At 64.6% G+C, this 19,371-nt stretch carries 16 protein-coding genes; 13 read left to right on the forward strand and 3 right to left on the reverse strand.

Features of this window, described 5'->3' with window-relative positions:
- Positions 1–14 precede the first annotated feature (14 nt).
- The 3 genes from ACVMB0_RS20480 to ACVMB0_RS20490 all read left to right on the forward strand — a co-directional run bounded on the left by ACVMB0_RS20480 (position 15) and on the right by ACVMB0_RS20490 (position 5,080).
- Positions 15–1,601 (forward strand): B12-binding domain-containing radical SAM protein, encoded by a 1,587-nt coding sequence (locus ACVMB0_RS20480; protein ID WP_461347458.1) that lies wholly within the window; start codon positions 15–17, stop codon positions 1,599–1,601.
- Positions 1,602–1,605: 4 nt separating this feature from the next.
- Positions 1,606–2,400 (forward strand): ethanolamine ammonia-lyase subunit EutC, encoded by a 795-nt coding sequence (gene eutC / locus ACVMB0_RS20485; RefSeq protein ID WP_456755874.1) that lies wholly within the window; start codon positions 1,606–1,608, stop codon positions 2,398–2,400.
- 295 nt (positions 2,401–2,695) lie between these two features.
- Positions 2,696–5,080: an efflux RND transporter permease subunit gene (locus ACVMB0_RS20490; protein ID WP_456755873.1), complete on the forward strand. Its 2,385-nt coding sequence runs from the start codon at positions 2,696–2,698 to the stop codon at positions 5,078–5,080.
- A 79-nt stretch (positions 5,081–5,159) separates the two neighbouring features.
- Here the strand turns inward: ACVMB0_RS20490 and ACVMB0_RS20495 are convergent, their stop codons facing one another.
- The gene (locus ACVMB0_RS20495) at positions 5,160–5,663 is read right to left on the reverse strand and encodes a hypothetical protein (protein ID WP_461347459.1); all 504 of its coding nucleotides are present in this window, start codon (positions 5,661–5,663) and stop codon (positions 5,160–5,162) included.
- Between the two features lie 405 nt (positions 5,664–6,068).
- Here ACVMB0_RS20495 and ACVMB0_RS20500 point away from each other — a divergent pair, with 405 nt between their 5' ends.
- The 10 genes from ACVMB0_RS20500 to ACVMB0_RS20545 all read left to right on the forward strand — a co-directional run bounded on the left by ACVMB0_RS20500 (position 6,069) and on the right by ACVMB0_RS20545 (position 16,785).
- A complete protein-coding gene (locus ACVMB0_RS20500) occupies positions 6,069–6,308 on the forward strand; it encodes a hypothetical protein (RefSeq protein ID WP_456755871.1) in 240 nt (79 codons plus the stop codon).
- A gap of 196 nt (positions 6,309–6,504) precedes the next feature.
- Complete coding sequence (gene hpnC / locus ACVMB0_RS20505) at positions 6,505–7,383, forward strand: squalene synthase HpnC (RefSeq protein ID WP_461347460.1); 879 nt, start codon at positions 6,505–6,507, stop codon at positions 7,381–7,383.
- Complete coding sequence (gene hpnD, locus ACVMB0_RS20510; protein WP_456755869.1) at positions 7,380–8,216, forward strand: presqualene diphosphate synthase HpnD; 837 nt, start codon at positions 7,380–7,382, stop codon at positions 8,214–8,216. The genes hpnC and hpnD overlap by 4 nt, the downstream gene beginning before the upstream one ends.
- A complete protein-coding gene (hpnE, locus tag ACVMB0_RS20515; RefSeq protein WP_461347461.1) occupies positions 8,216–9,466 on the forward strand; it encodes a hydroxysqualene dehydroxylase HpnE in 1,251 nt (416 codons plus the stop codon). The genes hpnD and hpnE overlap by 1 nt, the downstream gene beginning before the upstream one ends.
- 162 nt (positions 9,467–9,628) lie before the next feature.
- The gene (gene shc / locus ACVMB0_RS20520; protein ID WP_456798347.1) at positions 9,629–11,590 is read left to right on the forward strand and encodes a squalene--hopene cyclase; all 1,962 of its coding nucleotides are present in this window, start codon (positions 9,629–9,631) and stop codon (positions 11,588–11,590) included.
- Positions 11,591–11,616: 26 nt separating this feature from the next.
- A complete protein-coding gene (locus ACVMB0_RS20525; protein WP_456755866.1) occupies positions 11,617–12,342 on the forward strand; it encodes a phosphorylase in 726 nt (241 codons plus the stop codon).
- A 490-nt stretch (positions 12,343–12,832) separates the two neighbouring features.
- The gene (locus tag ACVMB0_RS20530) at positions 12,833–13,345 is read left to right on the forward strand and encodes a TetR/AcrR family transcriptional regulator (RefSeq protein WP_461347462.1); all 513 of its coding nucleotides are present in this window, start codon (positions 12,833–12,835) and stop codon (positions 13,343–13,345) included.
- The gene (locus ACVMB0_RS20535; protein WP_461347463.1) at positions 13,342–15,042 is read left to right on the forward strand and encodes an acyl-CoA dehydrogenase family protein; all 1,701 of its coding nucleotides are present in this window, start codon (positions 13,342–13,344) and stop codon (positions 15,040–15,042) included. Before ACVMB0_RS20530 ends, ACVMB0_RS20535 begins: the two co-directional genes overlap by 4 nt.
- A gap of 1 nt (position 15,043) precedes the next feature.
- A complete protein-coding gene (locus ACVMB0_RS20540; RefSeq protein WP_461347464.1) occupies positions 15,044–15,886 on the forward strand; it encodes a class II aldolase/adducin family protein in 843 nt (280 codons plus the stop codon).
- Positions 15,883–16,785: a Rossmann-like and DUF2520 domain-containing protein gene (locus tag ACVMB0_RS20545; protein ID WP_461347465.1), complete on the forward strand. Its 903-nt coding sequence runs from the start codon at positions 15,883–15,885 to the stop codon at positions 16,783–16,785. The genes ACVMB0_RS20540 and ACVMB0_RS20545 overlap by 4 nt, the downstream gene beginning before the upstream one ends.
- Before the next feature lie 66 nt (positions 16,786–16,851).
- Here the strand turns inward: ACVMB0_RS20545 and hpnH are convergent, their stop codons facing one another.
- Positions 16,852–18,012, reverse strand: coding sequence for an adenosyl-hopene transferase HpnH (gene hpnH / locus ACVMB0_RS20550; RefSeq protein WP_461347466.1), 1,161 nt, complete (start codon positions 18,010–18,012; stop codon positions 16,852–16,854).
- Positions 18,013–18,057: 45 nt separating this feature from the next.
- Positions 18,058–18,984: a 4-hydroxy-3-methylbut-2-enyl diphosphate reductase gene (ispH, locus tag ACVMB0_RS20555; RefSeq protein WP_461347467.1), complete on the reverse strand. Its 927-nt coding sequence runs from the start codon at positions 18,982–18,984 to the stop codon at positions 18,058–18,060.
- Between the last annotated feature and the right edge of the window lie 387 nt (positions 18,985–19,371).

Raw genomic sequence — 19,371 nt, forward strand, 5'->3', positions numbered from 1 at the left:
TCGGGGTCGTATTGATGAGAGCTGAGGGCATAGAGACAGCACGGCGTATCCTCTGCGTCTTTCCGCGCTATACGTCGTCGTTTGGCACCTTCGAGCACTCCTATCCCCTGACCGACGGCGTCAAGGCCTTCATGCCGCCGCAGGGCCTGCTGCTGATCGCCGCATATCTTCCCGAGAACTGGCCGGTCCGGTTCGTCGACGAGAACCTGCGGCCCGCGACCGCGGAGGATTTCGCGTGGGCGGATGCCGTGTTCGTCAGCGGTATGCACATCCAGCGCCAGCAGATGAACGACATCTGCCGCCGCGCGCATGAGCATGACCGCGTGGTCGCGATCGGTGGCCCCTCGGTCAGCGCCTGTCCGGACTACTATCCCGCATTCGACTACCTTCATGTCGGCGAGCTCGGCGACGCCACCGATGAGCTGATCCGGCGCCTGGCGGAAGACACCAGCCGTCCCGACCAGCAGGTGGTGCTGACGACCGTCGACCGCCTGCCGATGACGGATTTCCCGCTGCCGGCCTATGAACTCGCCGAGACCAAGAAGTACTTTCTCGGCAGCATCCAGTTCTCCTCGGGCTGCCCCTATCAGTGCGAGTTCTGCGACATCCCCGGGCTCTATGGCCGCAATCCGCGCCTGAAGTCGCCGCAGCAGATCATCGCCGAGCTCGACAAGCTGCGCGCCTGCGGCGCGACCGACACGGTGTATTTCGTCGACGACAATTTCATCGGCAACCGCAAGGCGGCGAGCGAATTGCTGCCGCATCTGATCGAGTGGCAGAAGCGGACCGGCTATGTGACGCGCCTTGCCTGCGAGGCGACGCTCAACATCGCCAAGCGGCCCGAGATCCTGGAGAAGATGCGCGAAGCCTTCTTCGTCACGATCTTCGTTGGCATCGAGACGCCGGATCCCGATGCGCTGAAGGCGATGCACAAGGATCAGAACATGATGGTTCCGATCCTTGAGGGCGTGCGCACGATCAATTCGTTCGGCATGGAGGTCGTCTCCGGCATCATCATGGGGCTCGACACCGACAAGCCGCAGACCGGCGACGCGCTGCTCTCCTTTGTCGAGGAATCGCGGATTCCGCTGCTCACCATCAACCTGCTGCAGGCGCTGCCGAAGACGCCGCTGTGGGATCGGCTCGAAAAGGCAGGGCGGCTGGTCGATGACGAGGGTCGCGACTCCAATGTCGAGTTCCTGCTGCCCTATGAGGACGTGGTCAGTTCCTGGCGCAAATGCATGGAAATCGCCTACGAGCCAAAGCGGCTGTTCGAGCGCTATCTGCATCAGTGCAACTACACCTATGCCAACCGCATCAAGGTGCCGGTCAGCCCGGAGATGAAGAGCTGGGCCAACATCCGGCGCGGGCTGATCATGCTGCGCAACATCTTCTGGAAGGTCGGCGTGCTCGGCGATTACAAGCGGGTGTTCTGGAAGTTTGCGCTCGGCCGGCTGAAGCGGGGCGACATCGAGGGGTTGATCTCGGCGACGCTGGTCGCACATCATCTGATCACGTTTGCGCGCGCAGCCTCCAGCGGCCGGCAGAACGCCTCGAACTACTCGATCCGGCTGCGCGAGGCATCCGTTCCCGCCGAATAGCAGCATGACCACACCGCCAGCGCCATCGCTCCCTTCGCTTCCCGATCTGCGCGAGCTCACGCCGGCGCGCGTCGGCCTCGGCCGCTCCGGGGCCAGCCTGCCGACCGATGCGCTGCTCTCCTTCACGCTCGACCATGCCCGCGCCCGCGACGCCGTTCACGCCGCCTTCGATGTCGGCGGGATTGCAGCCGGCGCTGCCGGCCTCGGCATCACGCCGCTTCAGGTATCGAGCCAGGCGCACAGCCGGCGCGACTATCTGCGCCGGCCCGACCTCGGGCGCATGCTGGATTCGGCGTCCCGGCGATCGCTGGAGGCTAGCGGCATCACCGCCTGTTCCTGTGCCATCGTGATCGGTGACGGCCTGTCGCCGACCGCGGTCAATGTGCATGCCGTCGAGTTGATCCGGCATCTGTTGCCGCAACTCGCGGCCGACAAGGTCGACGCCGCTGCGGTGATCGTCGCATCGGGGGCGCGGGTCGCACTCGGGGACGAGATCGGCGCCATCATCGGCGCGCGCATGCTGGTGATGCTGATCGGCGAGCGGCCGGGCCTGTCCGCACCCGACAGCCTTGGCGCCTATCTCACCTTCGCGCCGCGGATCGGTTTGACCGACGCCGATCGCAACTGCATTTCCAACATCCACCGTGCCGGGCTGAGCTATGCGGACGCCGCATTCAGAATCGCCTGGCTTGTGCGCGAAGGCCTGGCACGCCAGGTCACCGGGGTCGCGTTGAAGGATGAAAGTGGCGGTGGATCGTCACGGAATGCGCTCCCAGGGTGTGGCAAATCAGTTACTTAATGGCTGATATCGGTGGTTCCCCGTCGATTTGGCGCGCCCCGCGCGCTTGCGAGCAAGAGGGCGGACAGGTAAAACCGGCGCCGGTCAATATTCGCGTGTTTTCAAGGACTAGCGCCGGACAATCGCGCTCACCCGCCGCATTTGCGCCCCTGAAGCATGATCCGGAAAAGTGCGTAGCGGTTTTCCGAAAAGATCGTGCGCAAACAAGAAGCTAGAGCGCGATGATTCAATCCGATCTCATCGCGCTTTAGACCCAAGCTAGACAGATTGAGCCGTTTGCAGAACTGGACAGGGCATGCTCGAAAAGAATTCCGAAAGTCAGGTCCACGTCGAGAAGGTTGAAGAGCCGCGCTCGGGGCCCAGCATCGCCTTCGGGATCGAACGGCTCGGCCTGATCCCGATGCGGGCGCCGATCCTGTCCTGCATCGTGCTCGTCCTGCTGCTGATCGGTGCCGTGTTCGGTGTGCACCGGATCAAGATCGACGACTCGCTGTCGCAGCTGTTCCGCTCCGAATCCAAGGACTACAAGCAGTACGAGGCGGTGACCAAGCGCTTCCCGGCGACCGAGTTCGACGTCCTGGTCGTCGTCGAAGGCAAGACGCTGCTTGAGCGCGACAATCTCGGCAAGCTCCGTGACATGGTCACGGACCTGCAACTCGTCGAGGGCGTGCGCGGCCTGGTGTCGCTGTTCTCCGCGCGCCAGGCGCCGGAGCCCGGCAAGCTGCCGGCGGCGCTGTTCCCGAACGAGCTTCCGGAGGGCGCGGCCTACGACAAGTTCGTCGAGACCGTCAAAAGCAACGAGATCATCCGCGGCAAGCTGCTGTCGGAGGACGGCACGCTCGCGCTGGTCGTGCTGTCGCTCGAGCCGGAGGTGGTCGGCAGCAACAAGCTCGGCAAGGTGGTCGGCGACATCAGGAAGATCATGGCCGACGATCTCGGCGGCAGCGGGCTCAATGCCCAGTTGTCCGGCGTGCCGGTCATGCAGCTCGAGATCCGCAATGCGGTCGAGCGCGACGGCCTGACCTACAACATCCTCGGCATCCTTGCCGGCTGCGTCATCGCCATCATCTTCTTCCGCAAGATTTCCTTCATGGTGGCGGCGGCGTTCCCGCCGATGATCGCGATCCTGCTCGCGCTCGGCGGCCTCGGCTGGGCCAATTTCAATCTCAACATGTTCCTCAACGTGATGACGCCGCTCATCATGGTGATCAGCTTCTCCGATTCGATGCAGCTGACATTCGCGGCACGCGACCGGCTGATCGCGGGGCAGGACAAGTTCACCGCATTCAAGAACGCGGTGCTGGTGGTCGGCCCGGCCTGCGTGCTGACCCACGGCACGGCCGGCATTTCCTTCATCGCGTTGCAGTTCTCGGATTCCGACCTGATCCGCAAATTCGGCGAGGCCGGACTTGCGGCGACCATCATCGCGCTGGTCGCGGTGCTCTCGCTGGTGCCGGTGTTCGGCATCCTGCTGGTGCGCAACGAGAAGGTCTTCGCGGTCAAGTTCCAGAGCGCCGATGCCGGCGTCCAGGCGCTGCGCAATTTCTGCTACTGGATCGCGGTGCGCATGGTCGGCCGTCCCGGGCTGTTCAGCCTGCTCGCACTGATCGTGGTCGGCGGTCTCGGCATCATCTACGCCAATCTCGAGCCGCGTTACCGGCTCGCCGACCAGGTGCCGGACAAGCGGCAGGCGGTGGCGGCGTCAGGCCGGCTCGACGCCAAGCTGACCGGCGCCAATCCGGTCGACGTCTTGATCGAATTCCCCAAGGGTGAATCGCTCTACTCGCCGGAGACGCTGAAGACGATCGCCGACGTGCATGCGATGGTCGAGGACAGTGCCGGCGTCGGCAACGTCTGGTCGCTGGAAACCCTGCGGCGCTGGCTCGCCGAAAAGGCCGGCAGCAACGATGTCGCGACGCTGAAGGAATATGTCGGCGTGATTCCCGAACATCTCGTGCGCCGTTTCATCTCGAAGGATCAGGATGCCGTCGTGGTGTCGGGCCGGGTGCCTGATCTGGATTCGAGCCAGCTGTTGCCGGTGGTGAACAAGCTCGATCACTCGCTCGACAAGGTGCGTGCCGAGCATCCCGGCTACGAGATCGCCGTCACCGGCCTGTCGGTGATTGCCGCGCGTAACAGCGCCAACATGATCGAGAAGCTCAACCGCGGCCTCACGGTGGAATTCGCGCTGGTCGCGATCTTCATCGGGCTCGCGTTCCGCTCGGTCGTGGTGATGTTCTCCTGCATCCTGCCCGGCATCTTCCCCGTGGTGCTGTCGGGCACCGTGCTGTGGCTGCTCGGGGAGGGGCTGCAATTCGCCAGCGTGGTGGCATTGACCGTGTCGTTCGGCCTCGGGCTTTCCGCCACCATCCACTTCCTCAACCGCCTGCGGCTGGAGACCAAGCCGGGCGTCACGCCGGAACTTGCGGTGGAGCGCGCCACCGTGCTGGTCGGGCCGGCGCTGATCCTGACCACGGTGGTGCTGGCCTGCGGTCTCGTCGTCACCGTGTTCTCCGACCTGCCGTCGCTGCGCCTGTTCGGCTGGCTCAGCGCATTCTCGATGGTCGCAGCCCTGGTCGCGGACCTGTTCATCCTGCGGCCGACCTCGATGTTCCTGATCAACCTGTCGCAGAAGCTGCGCGGCAGAGGCGGCCAGCCGGCGCCGATCGAAAAGGCCTGATGCCCGATCAACAGAAGGCCCGGTTCCGACGCGTTCGGAACCGGGCCTTTTTGTTGGCTTGGGAATCGGCCGCGGAGCGTCAGCTCTTCGTCATCGTGATCGAGACGCCGCGGATCTCGCCCTTGGAGTCGATCTGCACAACCTGCTTGGAGCCGTTGGTCTGCAGGTTCAGGTTCGCGGCAAAGCCGGAGGCCTCGACGAACACGTCGATCCGTCCGCCGCCCGCGGTGCCCTGCAAATTGCCGAAGATGTTGCGGCTGGCCTCGCTCCAGTTGCCGGAGATCCGGTCGCCCTGGCTGGTGACATCGCTGGAGAGGTCGAACTTGTAGCTGTCGCTGGCGCAATGCAGAGACTGCTTCAGGTTCATGCCCGACGGCGCGACCTTGTAGTCAGCCTTGCAGCGAATCCGTTCCGTGGTGCCGTTGGACAGCGCCACCGTGCCTGTGCCGGTCCACGAGCCGGCAAAGCCGGCAAAGGGGCCGCTGGCCTGGGCGTGGACGGCGGAGGCAGACAGCATCAGTGCGGCGCCGACGCCCATAGCCCCGAGAGCCTGACCATAAAGGCTGGAACCAAACCGTTTCATTGTGAATTTTCCCATCAAAATCAACGCCTCCTACGCAAGAAAGCGTCTCGCCGCATCGAAGGTTTAGTGTCACCGAAGAATGTTAGGTTCAAACGACAGCAGCGCCGTCCCCGCGCCTCTACTGTCATCGAACAGAATCAGAAACCGCACGCCTCATGACCGCATGTAGCTTTGCGCAAGTGCTGTCCGCAATGGTCAAACGCGACAAAGTGATGGCACAAATCACTTTTTTGAATCAATAGCTTATGCGGGGGTTTACAGCGCCGCAAATTTAGCCGCATTTAGCGGTGCTTGTCGTCAATCCGTTGCCGCGTTACGTGGCGTCTGCAATCCCCAAAATCCGTCCCGGCCTTGCCGAAACGCTTTCGGGAACAGATTTTCTGCTGTCGGAAATGAAGGAATACGATGCGTAAATTTCTCTTGGCACTTGCCCTGTTGTCGATCCCGCTCGCGTCCAGCGCCGTCGCCCAGCAGCAGCAGGGACGCGGTACACCCGATGAGCAGAAGGCCTGCACGCGCGACGTGCAGCGCCACTGCCGCGCCGTGATCGATCAGGGTGATTTCACCATTCTCGCCTGCCTGCAGCAGAACCGCAGCAAGATCAGCGCCGCCTGCGACCAGGTTCTGAAGACCCACGGCCAGTAAGACTGAATTCAGGTCTCAAGGGACCGCTATCGACACCGCGGCTGGCAGCCATGCCGGCCGCGGCCGCTTATGCTGGCGGTCACAGATGGCATTGGTTTTGGTGGCGTATTCCCCTATATGGGGCTCGCAAATCCCCCGCATGCGCCCGGCCGTTCGCGCCTGCGTCGTGCCATGACCAGTGTAGCCCAAATTTCCCATGACCACCGCGAGCGACCTGCGATCCGGAAAGACCCATCGCGACGAGAATTTTCCCGTCGCGTCGTGGATCATTCATCCGCGGCATCGCGCCCTGATCCTGGCCTTCTATAATTTCGTCCGCACCGCCGACGATATCGCCGATCACGCCACGCTGCCGGCCGATGAGAAGCTGCGCTATCTCGACCTTATGGAGGCCGAGCTGCTCGGCAATGGCGAGACCCAGAAGGAAGCGGTCAATCTGCGCCGGGCCTTCGCCGAGCGCGGCATGCCGCCGCGGCACGCGCTCGACGTGCTGGTGGCGTTCCGCCTCGACGTCACCAAGCTGCGCTACGAGACCTGGGACGACGTGATCGACTATTGCCGCTACTCGGCGATGCCGGTCGGGCGCTTCATGCTCGACGTGCATGGCGAGGATACCTCGACCTGGGCGGCGTCGGATGCGCTGTGCGCCGGGCTGCAGATCAACAACCACCTTCAGGACTGCGGCAAGGACTACCGCAACCTGAACCGCGTCTACCTGCCGCGCGATGCGCTGGCTGCCGCGGGCGCGACCGTCGAGATGCTCGGCGAGGCGAAGTCGCAGCCGGCCCTGCTCAAATGCCTGCAGGCGCTCGCGGTGCGAACCGAGACGCTGCTCGACCAGAGCAAGTCGCTCGCCGCCGAGGTGAAGGATTTCAGGCTCGGCCTCGAGATCTCGGTGATCCAGGCGTTCGCCGACAAGATCGTCACCATGCTGAAGGTCCGCGATCCGCTCAGCGAGCGCGTGCATCTGAGCAAGGTTGAACTGCTGCTGCAGAGTCTCGGCGGTGTCGCCGGCGAGACCGCGCAGCGCGCCACCGGCCGCCGCGCGGCATCCAGGACGGCGGCAGGCGCATGAGTGTCGAGGCGGCGGCCAACGCAAATTACGGAAGCACCGCGTCGGGCAGCTCGTTCTACGCCGCGATGCGCATCCTGCCGCACGCGCAGCGCGAGGCGATGTTCCAGATCTACAGTTTCTGCCGGCAGGTCGACGACATCGCCGATTCCGACGGCCCGCGACCGGAGCGGCTGGCGGCGCTGCAGCAGTGGCGCGACGATATCGACGCGCTCTATGCCGGCCATCCGCCGGAGCGGCTGAAGGACTATGTCGGATCGGTGAAGGCGTTCGGCCTGAAGCGCGAGGATTTCGTCGCGATCGTCGACGGCATGGAAATGGACGTGCCGCAGGACATCCGCGCGCCGGATCTCGCAACGCTCGATTTGTATTGCGATCGCGTCGCGAGCGCGGTCGGCCGGCTGTCGGTGCGCGTGTTCGGCCTGCCCGAGGAGGACGGCATCCAGCTCGCCTATCACCTCGGCCGCGCGTTGCAGCTCACCAACATCCTGCGCGACATCGACGAGGATGCCGGCCTCGGCCGGCTCTATTTGCCGCGCGAATGGCTCTGGCATGCCGGCATCACCAACAACGACCCGGCCCGCGTCACCGCCGACCGCGCGCTGCCGAAGGTGTGTGCGCCGCTCGCCGAGCGCGCCAAGATGCATTTCCAGAAGTCCGACGAGATCATGAAGCGCAATTCGCGCCGTGCCGTGCGCGCGCCCCGGATCATGTCGAAATACTACCGCGCGATCCTCGATCTGTTGATCGCGCGCGGCTTCGCCGCGCCGCGTGAGCCGGTGCGTGTGTCCAAGGCGGCCAAGATCGGCATTCTTCTTCGTTACGCGATCATCTGATGCAAAAGACCGTTCATATCATCGGTGCCGGCATTTCCGGCCTCTCCGCTGCCGTGCGGCTCGCCAATGGCGGCTACAGGGTGGCCGTGCACGAGGCGACGCAGCAGGCCGGCGGCCGCTGCCGCTCCTATTTCGACGCCGCCACCAATCTCACCATCGACAATGGCAACCATCTCTTGCTGTCGGGCAACCGTCATGCGCTGAGCTATGCGCGCTCGATCGGCACCGAGGCCGGCCTGGTGGGACCTGCGCGCGCGCAGTTTCCATTCGTCGATCTGGCCGGCGGCCAGCGCTGGCAGCTCGATCTCGGCGATTCCCGCCTGCCGCTGTGGGTGTTCGACGAGGCGCGCCGCGTGCCGGACACCACCCTGCGCGACTACCTCGCCTTGGCGCCGCTGGCCTGGGCCGGCACCGGCGCGCTGGTCGGCAACACCATTCCCTGCAAGGGCACGCTGTATGACCGGCTGGTGCAGCCGCTGCTGCTCGCGGCGCTGAACGTCGATCCGCCGGAGGGCTCGGCCGGGCTCGCCGGCGCCATCGTGCGCGAGACGCTGCTCGCGGGTGGGCAGGCCTGCCGTCCGTTGATCGCGCGCGACGGTCTGAGCTCGGTGCTGATCGAGCCCGCCGTCAAGCTGCTGCAGGAGCGGGGCCACAGCGTCCAGTTCAGTCACGAATTGCGTGCGCTCGTCATGGCGGGTGATCGCGTCAGCGAGCTCGACTTTGGCAATGGCGACAAGATCGCGCTGGCGGCCGACGATGCCGTCGTGCTCGCGGTGCCGCCGCGCGCCGCGGCATCGCTGCTACCCGGCCTGAAAACTCCGACCAAATTCCGCGCCATCGTCAATGCGCATTTCCGCGTCGATCCGCCGCGCGACGCAGCGCCCATTCTCGGCGTAGTCGGCGGCCTCGTCGAATGGCTGTTCGCGTTCCCGCAACGGCTGTCGGTGACGATCTCGAACGGCGACCGCCTGGTCGACATGCCGCGCGAGGAGCTTGCGCAGGCGATCTGGCGGGATATCTGCAAGGCATCCGGCGTATCCGGCGACTTGCCAGCCTGGCAGATCGTGCGTGAACGCCGCGCCACATTCGAGGCGACGCCGGAGCAGAATGCCCTGCGTCCGGGGCCCGCAACGGCGCAAAAAAACCTGTTCCTTGCCGGCGACTGGACTGCTACCGGGTTGCCGGCGACCATCGAGGGGTCGGTGCGATCCGGTGATCGCGCCGCCGATCTGGTTCTGGCCACGCGCTAGATTCGACCTGCTGGAGCATTTTCGAGCGAAGTGGTCACCGGTTCGCGTCAAGAAAATGCGACCGACAAATGAATGAGAACATGATCCGATTGATCGGATCATGTTCTGGAGCGGCCGCGGCTTTCGATCAGCCGGTCCGCGATGAAGAGGATATCGAGCGAAATGCTTTCGAGAGATCACGGCGTTGCAGTCGACCCGGTCGCGCTGGAGAAGAGCATCTCCAAGGCAACCGAGGCGCTGCTCGGCTATCGCCAGTCCGACGGACATTGGGTATTCGAGCTCGAGGCCGACAGCACGATTCCGGCCGAGTACATCCTGCTGCGTCACTATCTTGCCGAACCGATCGATACAGGGCTCGAGGCCAAGCTCGGCAATTACCTGCGCCGCGTCCAGGGCGCGCATGGCGGCTGGCCGCTGGTGCATGATGGCCCGTTCGACATGAGCGCCAGCGTGAAGTCGTACTTCGCGCTGAAGATGATCGGCGATTCCGTGGATGCGCCGCATATGGTGCGGGCGCGCGAGGCGATCCGTTCGCGCGGCGGCGCCGCGGCCAGCAATGTGTTCACGCGCTTCCTGCTCGCGCTCTATGGCGTCGTGACCTGGCGCGCGACGCCGGTGCTGCCGATCGAGATCATGCTGCTGCCGATGTGGTCGCCGTTCCACATCAACAAGATCTCCTACTGGGCGCGCACCACCATGGTGCCGCTGATGGTGCTCGCCGCGCTGAAGCCGCGCGCGAAGAACCCGAAGGGCGTCGGCATCGACGAACTGTTCCTGGAGGATCCGAAATCGGTCCGCATGGCGCCGAAGGCGCCGCATCAGAGCGCCAGCTGGTTCTATCTGTTCCGCTCGCTCGACGCCGTGCTGCGCGTGATCGAGCCGATGTTTCCGAAGCGCCTGCGCCAGCGCGCGATCGACGCCGCGCTCACCTTCACCGAGGAGCGGTTGAACGGCGAAGACGGCATGGGCGCGATCTATCCGCCGATGGCCAACATCGTCATGATGTATGATGCGCTCGGCAAGGACGAGAATTTCCCGCCGCGCGCCACCACCCGCCGCGGCATCGACAAGCTGCTGGTGGTCGGCGACGACGAGGCCTATTGCCAGCCCTGCGTTTCGCCGGTGTGGGACACCGCGCTGACCTGTCACGCACTTCAGGAAGCGGGCGGCGACGACACGCTCGCCAAGGCCAGGCAGGGTCTCGACTGGCTGAAGCCGCGCCAGGTGCTGGACCTGAAGGGCGACTGGGCGGTCAAGGCGCCGGACGTTCGTCCCGGCGGCTGGGCGTTCCAGTACAACAACGACCATTATCCCGATCTCGACGATACCGCCGTGGTGGTGATGGCGATGGATCGCGCGCGCCGCCACACCGGAACCCGGGACTACGACGAGGCGATCGCACGCGGCCGCGAGTGGATCGAAGGGTTGCAGAGCCGCGACGGCGGCTGGGCGGCCTTCGACGCCAACAACCTCGAATACTACCTCAACAACATCCCGTTCTCCGACCACGGCGCATTGCTGGATCCACCGACCGAGGACGTCACCGCGCGCTGCATCTCGATGCTCGGCCAGCTCGGCGAGACCGTCGAGAGCAGCAAGGCGATGGCCGACGGTATCGCCTATCTGCGCCGCACCCAGCTCGCCGAGGGCTCCTGGTACGGCCGCTGGGGCCTCAACTACATCTACGGCACCTGGTCGGTGCTGTGTGCGCTTAATGTCGCAGGAGTCGATCGCAACGACCCGATGATTCGCAAAGCGGTCAACTGGCTGGCATCGGTCCAGAATCAGGACGGCGGCTGGGGCGAGGATGCCGTCAGCTACCGGCTGGATTACAAGGGTTATGAAGTTGCGCCATCGACGTCCTCGCAAACGGCATGGGCCTTGCTTGGATTGATGGCGGCCGGAGAGGTCGAAAACCCCGCCGTTGCGCGGGGGGTGGAGTACCTAAAGGCAACACAGACGGAAAAAGGGCTGTGGGACGAGCAGCGATACACGGCTACGGGGTTTCCGCGGGTATTTTACTTGCGATATCATGGTTACTCGAAGTTCTTTCCGCTCTGGGCGCTGGCGCGGTATCGGAATTTGAGAAGCACCAATAGCAGGGTGGTAGGGGTCGGGATGTGATTGTTGAGGCGGGGGCCGCCGAGTCCGTGGGCAGAATTGATCCTCGGCCGGTACTGATTGTGACTGGATTGGTGCAGGAGGCCCGCATCGCGGCAGGCCCCGGCATGATCGTGATCTGCAGCTCGAGCGATCCACAGCAGCTGCGTGAATTGCTGGCGACGCTGGATCCGAAGACTTTCCGTGGCGTGATTTCGTTCGGCGTGGCCGGCGGGCTCGACCCGTCGCTGAAGTCGGGCGACGTCGTGGTCGCGACCGAGGTGATGTCGGGCGATACGCGTTTCCTGGCCGCATCCGCCTTGAACGAGGAGATGATCGCCAGCGCCGCGCTGAAGCGCCGCAGGATCGTCCGCGGCGGTCTCGCCGGCGTCGAACAGGTGATCGCGGCAAAGGCCTGCAAGGCCGCGCTGCGCTCGATCACCGGCGCCGCTGCGGTGGATATGGAGAGCCATATCGCGGCCGCCTATGCCGCCAAAGCAGGCATTCCGTTCGCAGCCCTGCGCGTGATCAGCGATCCCGCGCACCGGGCGCTGCCGGAGCTGGCGAAGTCAGCGGTGAAGCCGAACGGCGACATCGATCTGCGCAAGGTGCTGCGCGGCATCGCGCGCAATCCGCGGACGCTGCGGGCGCTGGTGTCGACCGGGATCGACTTCAACCGCGCGCTGCGCTCGCTGCGCAGCTGCCGCGGCTTCCTGCTCGGCAACGAGGTGCTGATGCCGGTGGACGACGTCATGGTGACGGCGAAGGCGGCCTGATCCAACCGTCCCGGGCTGGGACGGGTTTCTCGGGACATCGAGCTCAAAACAAGGCCCGATCGCATTGCGATCGGGCCTTTTGCTTGGGTGTCCGATGATCTGACGCGATGCCACCGTGCTGCCGGCCTGGTGCCCTCAGCGGGCTGGCAGCGCTGTATTGCCCGCTGGCGCGGGCCCCTGGCCGGCGCCGCCTCCCTATCCCATAAGGTCCGTACGACGGCGGCGGCTGCGCTCCCGATGGCAGGGCGCGTCCTGGCAGGGCGCGTCCTGGCCGCAGTGCGCCTGTGGACCCTTGACAGGCAGGAGCACTCAACCGAGTATGAATTATGATCCTTTATTCATGAATTACGGTTCACTATGGCAATTGCAGCGGTTCGCCTCAATCAGCTGGTCGAGACCAAGGCACGGATCCTGGATGCCGCGAGGGAAGCCGTGGCGCTGAGCGGGTGGAAGGACGCCCAGATCGCGCTGATCGCCGCCCGGGGCCGGCGTGGCCACCGGCAGCGTGTATCGCTACTTCGACTCGAAGGCGGACCTGTACGCCCAGGTGCTCGGGCTGGTGTCGGAGCGCGAGGTGGCGGTGGTCGCCGCGATCGTCGAGGCCGAGGGATCGCCGTCGCAATGCCTGGTGGATGCGATCTACACCTTCTCGGTCCGGGCGATGCGCGGCCGCCGGCTGGCCTACGCGCTGATCGCGGAACCCTGTGAGCCCGAGATCGACGCGGCGCGGTTGAAATACCGGGCGGCACTCGCCGATCAGATCGCGCGGCTTGTCCGGCGCGGCATCGCCAATGGCGAGTTCGTCGAGACCGACGCGAATGTCGCGGCATCCTGCGTGACCGGTGCGTTCATGGAGGCGCTGGTCGGTCCGCTGGCGCCCGAAGCGGCTCCCGATTCCGATGCGGCGAAGGCGATCGCGCAATCGATCGCAGGGCTCGCCGCGCGCATGCTGTTTCGCCACACGACGCCTGAATTGCCCCCCGTATCGCGAGTCTCCGCATGAATGCGCGTGTCCAACCGGTGGCCGTCACCGCAACGAAAACCGGTGCGTTTGCGACCCATGACGTCCGCAACCAGGCGCGGCCGGCGACAGGCTTCAATGCATTCGATGACGATCGTGCGTTGAACGGCCTGATCGCGACGCTGGCGCCATGGGCGCGCGACAAGCTTTCCGCGCTCGGAGCCCATGCCGGCAGCGAGGCCATGCAGGAGGCGGCGCGGCTTGCCAATGAGCACGAACCGAAGCTCTTGACCCACGACCGCTACGGCAACCGCAATGATTGGGTCGAATTCCATCCGGCCTGGCATCAATTAATGGCGCTGGCGTTCCAGAGCGAGGTGCATAGCCTGGCCTGGTCGACGCGCGAGCCGCACGGCCATCTGGCGCGCGCGGCGCTGAGCTATCTCTGGAATCAGATCGAGAACGGCGTCGGTTGCCCGACCGGGATGGCGTACGCTGCGATCGCAGGGTTTGCCGGCAAGCCGCAATTCGCGCTGTGGCTGGAGCGGACGCTGGCCGCGGATTACGATCCGCGCCGGCTTCCGATCGAGGCCAAGCGTGCGGCTGTCATCGGCTATGCGATGACCGAAAAGCAGGGCGGCTCCGACCTACGCGAGACCCAGACCACCGCGCACTTCGTCGAGTGCGGCGCGCATGGCGAGATCTATGCGATCACCGGCCACAAATGGTTCTTCTCGGTGCCGGTCGCCGACGGCTTCTACACGCTGGCGCGCACCCAATCCGGCGTCAGTTGTCTGTTCGTGCCGCGCCTGTTGCCCGACGGCAGCGCCAACCGCATCCACATCCAGCGTCTGAAGGACAAATGCGGCAACCGCTCCAACGCATCGAGCGAGATCGAATATCATGACACCTGGTCGATCCTGGTCGGCGAGGAAGGCCGCGGCATCGCGGAAATCCTCGCGCATGCGCATCTGACGCGGCTGGATTTCGCGGTGGGCTCCGCCGGGCTGATGCGGCAGGCGTTGAGCCTCGCCATCAATCACGCGCAAAGTCGAACCGCGTTCGGCAAGCCGATGTCCGAGCTTCCGATGCAGCGCAATGTGCTCGCCGACCTTGCGCTCGAGAGCGAGGCGGCGATGCTGGGCGCATTCCGCGTCGCGCGCGCCACTGACGGCCTGCAGACCAGCGAGCACGAGCGGCTGCTGGCGCGGGTCGCAACCCCCGTGATGAAGTTCTGGAATTGCCAGCGCGCGCCGGCCTTCACTTACGAATGCCTGCAGGTGCATGGCGGCAACGGCTTCATCATGGAGAATGCGATGGCGCGGCTGTATCGCGAGGCGCCGCTGAATTCGATCTGGGAAGGCACCTCGAACATGATGTGCATGGACGTGCTGCGCGCCATGCAGCGCGATGCCAGGTGTCGCGATGCGTTGATCGACGAATTGCGCGCGAGCAGGGGCCTCAATCCGGTCTATGACCGAAGCACCGACGACCTCGCCGATCACCTGCAGGCCCACTATCCGGACGACGGACATGCGCGGGCGCTGGTCACCCGGATGGCGCATGCGTTGCAGGCGGCCGAGATGTTGCGGCACAGCGACGCCGCTGCCGCCGATCTGTTCGTGCAATCGAGGCTCGGCGCCGACGCGATGCATGTGTTCGGCGCGCTTCCATCGTCGGAAGGCCTCGACGGTATCGTCGAGCGCGCCTCCGTCATCGGTCACCAGGGACCCCGGTAACATGCGTCAGAGCCAAGTGTGCGCCGTCAACGATATCAGGGCAATCGTGGGCGAACAGGAATGGGCAACCCGGGTCGATCTCGCGGCGTGCTATCGGCTGGTCGCGCTCTATGGCATGACCGACCTGATCTACAACCACATCAGCGCGCAGGTCCCGGGGCATGACGATCAGTATCTGATCAATCCCTACGGCATGCTGTACGAGGAGATCACGGCGTCCAGCCTGGTCAAGATCGACATCCAGGGCCGCACTTTGCTGCAGCCCGATCACGGCTACAACGTCAACGTCGCCGGCTTCTATCTGCATGCGCCGATCCATCGCGCGCGGCCCGACGTGAAATGCGTTCTGCACACCCATACCAGGGCAGGCACGGCGGTCAGCACGCTTGCCGAGGGACTGTTGCCGCTGTCGCAGACGGCGATGCGGTTTCACGGCCGGATCGGCTATCACGATTTCGAGGGGCCGGCGATCGATCGCGAGGAATGCGACCGCGTCGTCGCCGATCTCGGCCGCAACAACGTCCTGATCCTGCGCAATCATGGCCTCTTGGTCTGCGGCAACACGATTCAGCAGGCGTTCAATGCGATCTATTGGCTGGAGCAGGCCTGCCGGATCCAGATCGATGCGCTCGGCTGCGGCCGGCCGCTGCACGCGCCGACTGAGCTCGCGATCGGCAACACGGTGACCTGCTTTGCCGGCACCGAGATCACGCTGGATAATGAGCGTGACACCAATCCGACGATGAATGAAGCGGCGCAGAACCTGCAAGCCGGTTATGGCCTGCTGGAATGGCCGGCGTTGCGGCGCAGGCTCGACCGCATCGACGGGAGCTACGCGCAATGAGCACGGCGCTGGCCGCGGCGCGGATCGGATTCATTGGCGCCGGCCGCGTCGCGCAAACGCTCGCGCCGGCATTCGCCCGCGCGGATCTGGATGTCGCGGCGTTCTACAACCGCGGCGCCGATGCCGCGCAGCGGCTCGGCTCCCGCGTCCCGTCGGCGAAGTCGCTGTCGGATGCGCAGCAGGTCGTCGACAGCTGCGACATGATTTTCCTCACTGTGAGCGACGATGCGATCCTGCCCGTGTGCCGCGACCTGCGCTGGCAGCCGCGTCACCGCGTGGTCCATTGCAGCGGCGCGACCGAGCTTGCGGCGCTCGACCATGCCAAAGCCGCAGGCGCGGCCACCGGCGGCTTTCATCCGATGCAGATGTTCGCAAATCCCGACGTTGCGCTCGAGGGGCTCTGCGGATGCACGGTCGGCATCGAGGCCGAGGGCGAGTTCAGGCGCGACCTCGAATGGCTTGCGACCCGGATCGGCTGCGAGCCGCTGGCGCTGCCGGCCGGGGTGCGGGCGCTGTATCACGCCTCGGCCTATTATGTCGGTCCGTTCCTGATCGCGCTGCTCAAAGAAGGCGTCGAGCTCTGGAAGAGCTTTGGCGCCAGCGAGACCGACGCGCTGCGCGCGATGATGCCGCTGCTGCGCGGCACGGTCGCGGCCGTGCTCGACGGCGGATTGGCCAACGGCATGGGCGGCTGCGTGGCGCGCGGCGATGTCGGCACCATCCTCAAGCATCTCCGCGCCCTCGACGAGCGGTTTCCGTATTCGGGCGCGCTGTATCGCGAACTGGCGCTGCGCAATGTTCCGCTCGGGATCGAGCGCGGCACGCTCAGCGCGCCGCGCGCGGCGGAGATCGAGCAATTGCTGCTGCGGACGAGATTGGAAGAGCAGGCGGCATCCTGACGCAGCAAAAAGCCCCGGTTCGCCGAACCGGGGCTTTGATGCTTCTGCGTTCGCTCGGAGCGCGCGTCAGGCGGCGGTGGAGGCCTTCTGTTGCTGCTTGGCGGCAGCGGCTTCGGCCTCGTCGCGGCGGATCTCCGAGAGCTTCTTCTGCACCTGTTCGGCGAAGATGTACTGCGCCGGACGCTGCTTCGACATGTCGATCTCCGGCGCCATCGGGCCCGTGGTCTTGATGCCGCGCAGCGCGACCCACATCGCCTTCAGCGGGTTGTTGATCGCAGCGGTTGCCGCGGTCGGCTCGTAGCCGCAATGGGCCATACAGTCGGCGCACTTCTCGTACTTGCCGGTGCCGTAGCTGTCCCAATCGGTGGTGTCCATCAGCTCCTTGAAGGTCTTGGCGTAGCCTTCACCGAGCAGATAGCAGGGCTTCTGCCAGCCGAAGATGTTGCGCGCCGGCATGCCCCAAGGCGTGCATTCGTATTCCTGGTTGCCGGCGAGGAAGTCCAAAAACAGCCCGGAATGCATGAAATTCCACTTCTTGCCCTTGCCGAGCGCAAAGACGTCGCGGAACAGCTTCTTGGTCTTGGTGCGGTTGAGGAAGTGCTCCTGGTCCGGCGCACGCTCATAGGCGTAGCCCGGCGACATCGAGACGCCGACGCCGAGCTCGGTGGTGAAGTCGAGGAATTTCGCGATCTCCTCGGCCGAATGGCCGTCGAAGATGGTGGCGTTGACGTTGACCGTGAAGCCGCGCGCCTTCGCCGCCTTGATCGCGGAGACGGCGCGATCGAACACGCCCTTCTGCGACACCGCCTTGTCGTGATGGTCCTTCAAGCCGTCGAGATGCACCGAGAAGAACAGATAGGGCGACGGCTCGAACAGATCGAGCTTCTTCTCCAGCAGCAGCGCGTTGGTGCACAGCGAGACGAACTTCTTGCGCGCCACGAGGCCGCGCACGATCTCGCCGATCTCCTTGTGGATCAGCGGCTCGCCGCCGGGGATCGCCACCATCGGCGCGCCGCATTCATCGGCCGCGTCCCAGCATTCCTGCGCCGTCATTCGGCGATTGAGGATCGCATCGGGATAGTCGATCTTGCCGCAGCCGACGCAGGCGAGGTTGCAGCGGAACAAGGGTTCCAGCATGAGCACGAGCGGATAGCGTTTGCGGCCAAGCAGCTTCTGCTTGATCAGGTAACCGCCGATACGCATTTCCTTGAAGAACGGTATAGCCATTAGACGATTTTCTTTCTGCACTTATTCAAAGGAAGTCGGTTCAGATCAGCCCGCAGTCAGTTCGGCTGGCAGCCGGAATTCGATATTCTCTTCGCGGCCCGGAACGACCGAGACCGACACCGGTCCGATGCGCCGCAGGGCCTCGATGACATCGTCGACCAGAACTTCGGGTGCCGATGCACCCGCCGTGATCCCGACGGCCTTCGCATCCTTCAGCCAATCCGGGTTGAGCTCGCTCCCATCGGCAATGAGATAACTCGCGACGCCGACCTCGGTGCCGATTTCGCGAAGCCTGTTTGAGTTGGAACTGTTGGCGGCCCCCACCACCAAAATGACGTCCACCAGCTTGCTTAGGTCCCTTACCGCAGATTGGCGGTTCTGTGTCGCATAGCAGATATCCCGGGTGTCGGGGCCTTGAATATCTGTAAATTTTGCCTGAAGGGCCGAGATGATGTCCTTGGTGTCGTCCACGGACAGGGTGGTTTGGGTGATATAGGCGACCGGCGTATCGGTCGGCAGCCGCAATTCCGCCACATCCTGAACGCTCTGGACCAGCCAAACCGGCCCCGGAACCTGGCCCATGGTTCCCTCGACCTCGGGGTGGCCCGCATGTCCGATCAGGATCAGGGCGCGGCCCTTCGAGATATAGCGCTTGCCCTGGTTGTGGACCTTGGTGACCAGCGGGCAGGTGGCGTTGAGCACCGGAAGGTCGCGGGCTTCCGCCTCCTCCTCGACGCTCCGGGCGACGCCATGGGCGCTGAACACGGTCACCGCCTTGGCCGGCACCTCCGAGAGATCCTCGACGAAGATCGCACCCTTCTTCTTCAGGCTTTCGACCACGTGCTTGTTGTGCACGATCTCGTGGCGGACATAGACCGGCGGGCCATACTTCGCGAGCGCGCGTTCGACGATCTCGATCGCGCGCACAACGCCCGCACAAAAGCCGCGTGGCTGGGCAAGAAACACTTCCATCGGACGTCCGTTACGCAAATTGCACCAATCTCATTCCAAGTCCTGTTCCAAGTCCTGCGGCCTTTTCGGCAACGCACTCCACAAGTCGGACGTCGCAACGTCAGTTGCAATGTCCGCGCCATCACAGTTCCTGCCGGGATCGATGCCCCAAGCGCATGGAAATACAGGGATTTGTGGCAAAAAGGTAGCGCTTCGAAGGGCAGAACCGTCGGTGGGGAGGGGTGTTAGAGGTAATATGGTGTGGTATCGGAGCGGTGCGACCCTCCGCCCCTCTCACTTGTTCGTCACTTTATCGCCCACTGATGCGGTTTATACCGGCCACTCGTGGCCAGTCCTGTGGTTTGGAACCTCTTCGCCATCGCGTCGAGGAAGGTAACCAAAACAACA

This window comes from Bradyrhizobium sp. USDA 4451 (genome assembly GCF_054822585.1).

Coding starts and splice junctions, on each gene's coding strand:
- ACVMB0_RS20480 (WP_461347458.1), top strand. CDS start 15: ATGAGAGCTGAGGGCATAGAGACAGCACGGCGTATCCTCTGCGTCTTT.
- eutC (WP_456755874.1), top strand. CDS start 1,606: ATGACCACACCGCCAGCGCCATCGCTCCCTTCGCTTCCCGATCTGCGC.
- ACVMB0_RS20490 (WP_456755873.1), top strand. CDS start 2,696: ATGCTCGAAAAGAATTCCGAAAGTCAGGTCCACGTCGAGAAGGTTGAA.
- ACVMB0_RS20495 (WP_461347459.1), bottom strand. CDS start 5,663: ATGAAACGGTTTGGTTCCAGCCTTTATGGTCAGGCTCTCGGGGCTATG.
- ACVMB0_RS20500 (WP_456755871.1), top strand. CDS start 6,069: ATGCGTAAATTTCTCTTGGCACTTGCCCTGTTGTCGATCCCGCTCGCG.
- hpnC (WP_461347460.1), top strand. CDS start 6,505: ATGACCACCGCGAGCGACCTGCGATCCGGAAAGACCCATCGCGACGAG.
- hpnD (WP_456755869.1), top strand. CDS start 7,380: ATGAGTGTCGAGGCGGCGGCCAACGCAAATTACGGAAGCACCGCGTCG.
- hpnE (WP_461347461.1), top strand. CDS start 8,216: ATGCAAAAGACCGTTCATATCATCGGTGCCGGCATTTCCGGCCTCTCC.
- shc (WP_456798347.1), top strand. CDS start 9,629: ATGCTTTCGAGAGATCACGGCGTTGCAGTCGACCCGGTCGCGCTGGAG.
- ACVMB0_RS20535 (WP_461347463.1), top strand. CDS start 13,342: ATGAATGCGCGTGTCCAACCGGTGGCCGTCACCGCAACGAAAACCGGT.
- ACVMB0_RS20540 (WP_461347464.1), top strand. CDS start 15,044: ATGCGTCAGAGCCAAGTGTGCGCCGTCAACGATATCAGGGCAATCGTG.
- ACVMB0_RS20545 (WP_461347465.1), top strand. CDS start 15,883: ATGAGCACGGCGCTGGCCGCGGCGCGGATCGGATTCATTGGCGCCGGC.
- hpnH (WP_461347466.1), bottom strand. CDS start 18,012: ATGGCTATACCGTTCTTCAAGGAAATGCGTATCGGCGGTTACCTGATC.
- ispH (WP_461347467.1), bottom strand. CDS start 18,984: ATGGAAGTGTTTCTTGCCCAGCCACGCGGCTTTTGTGCGGGCGTTGTG.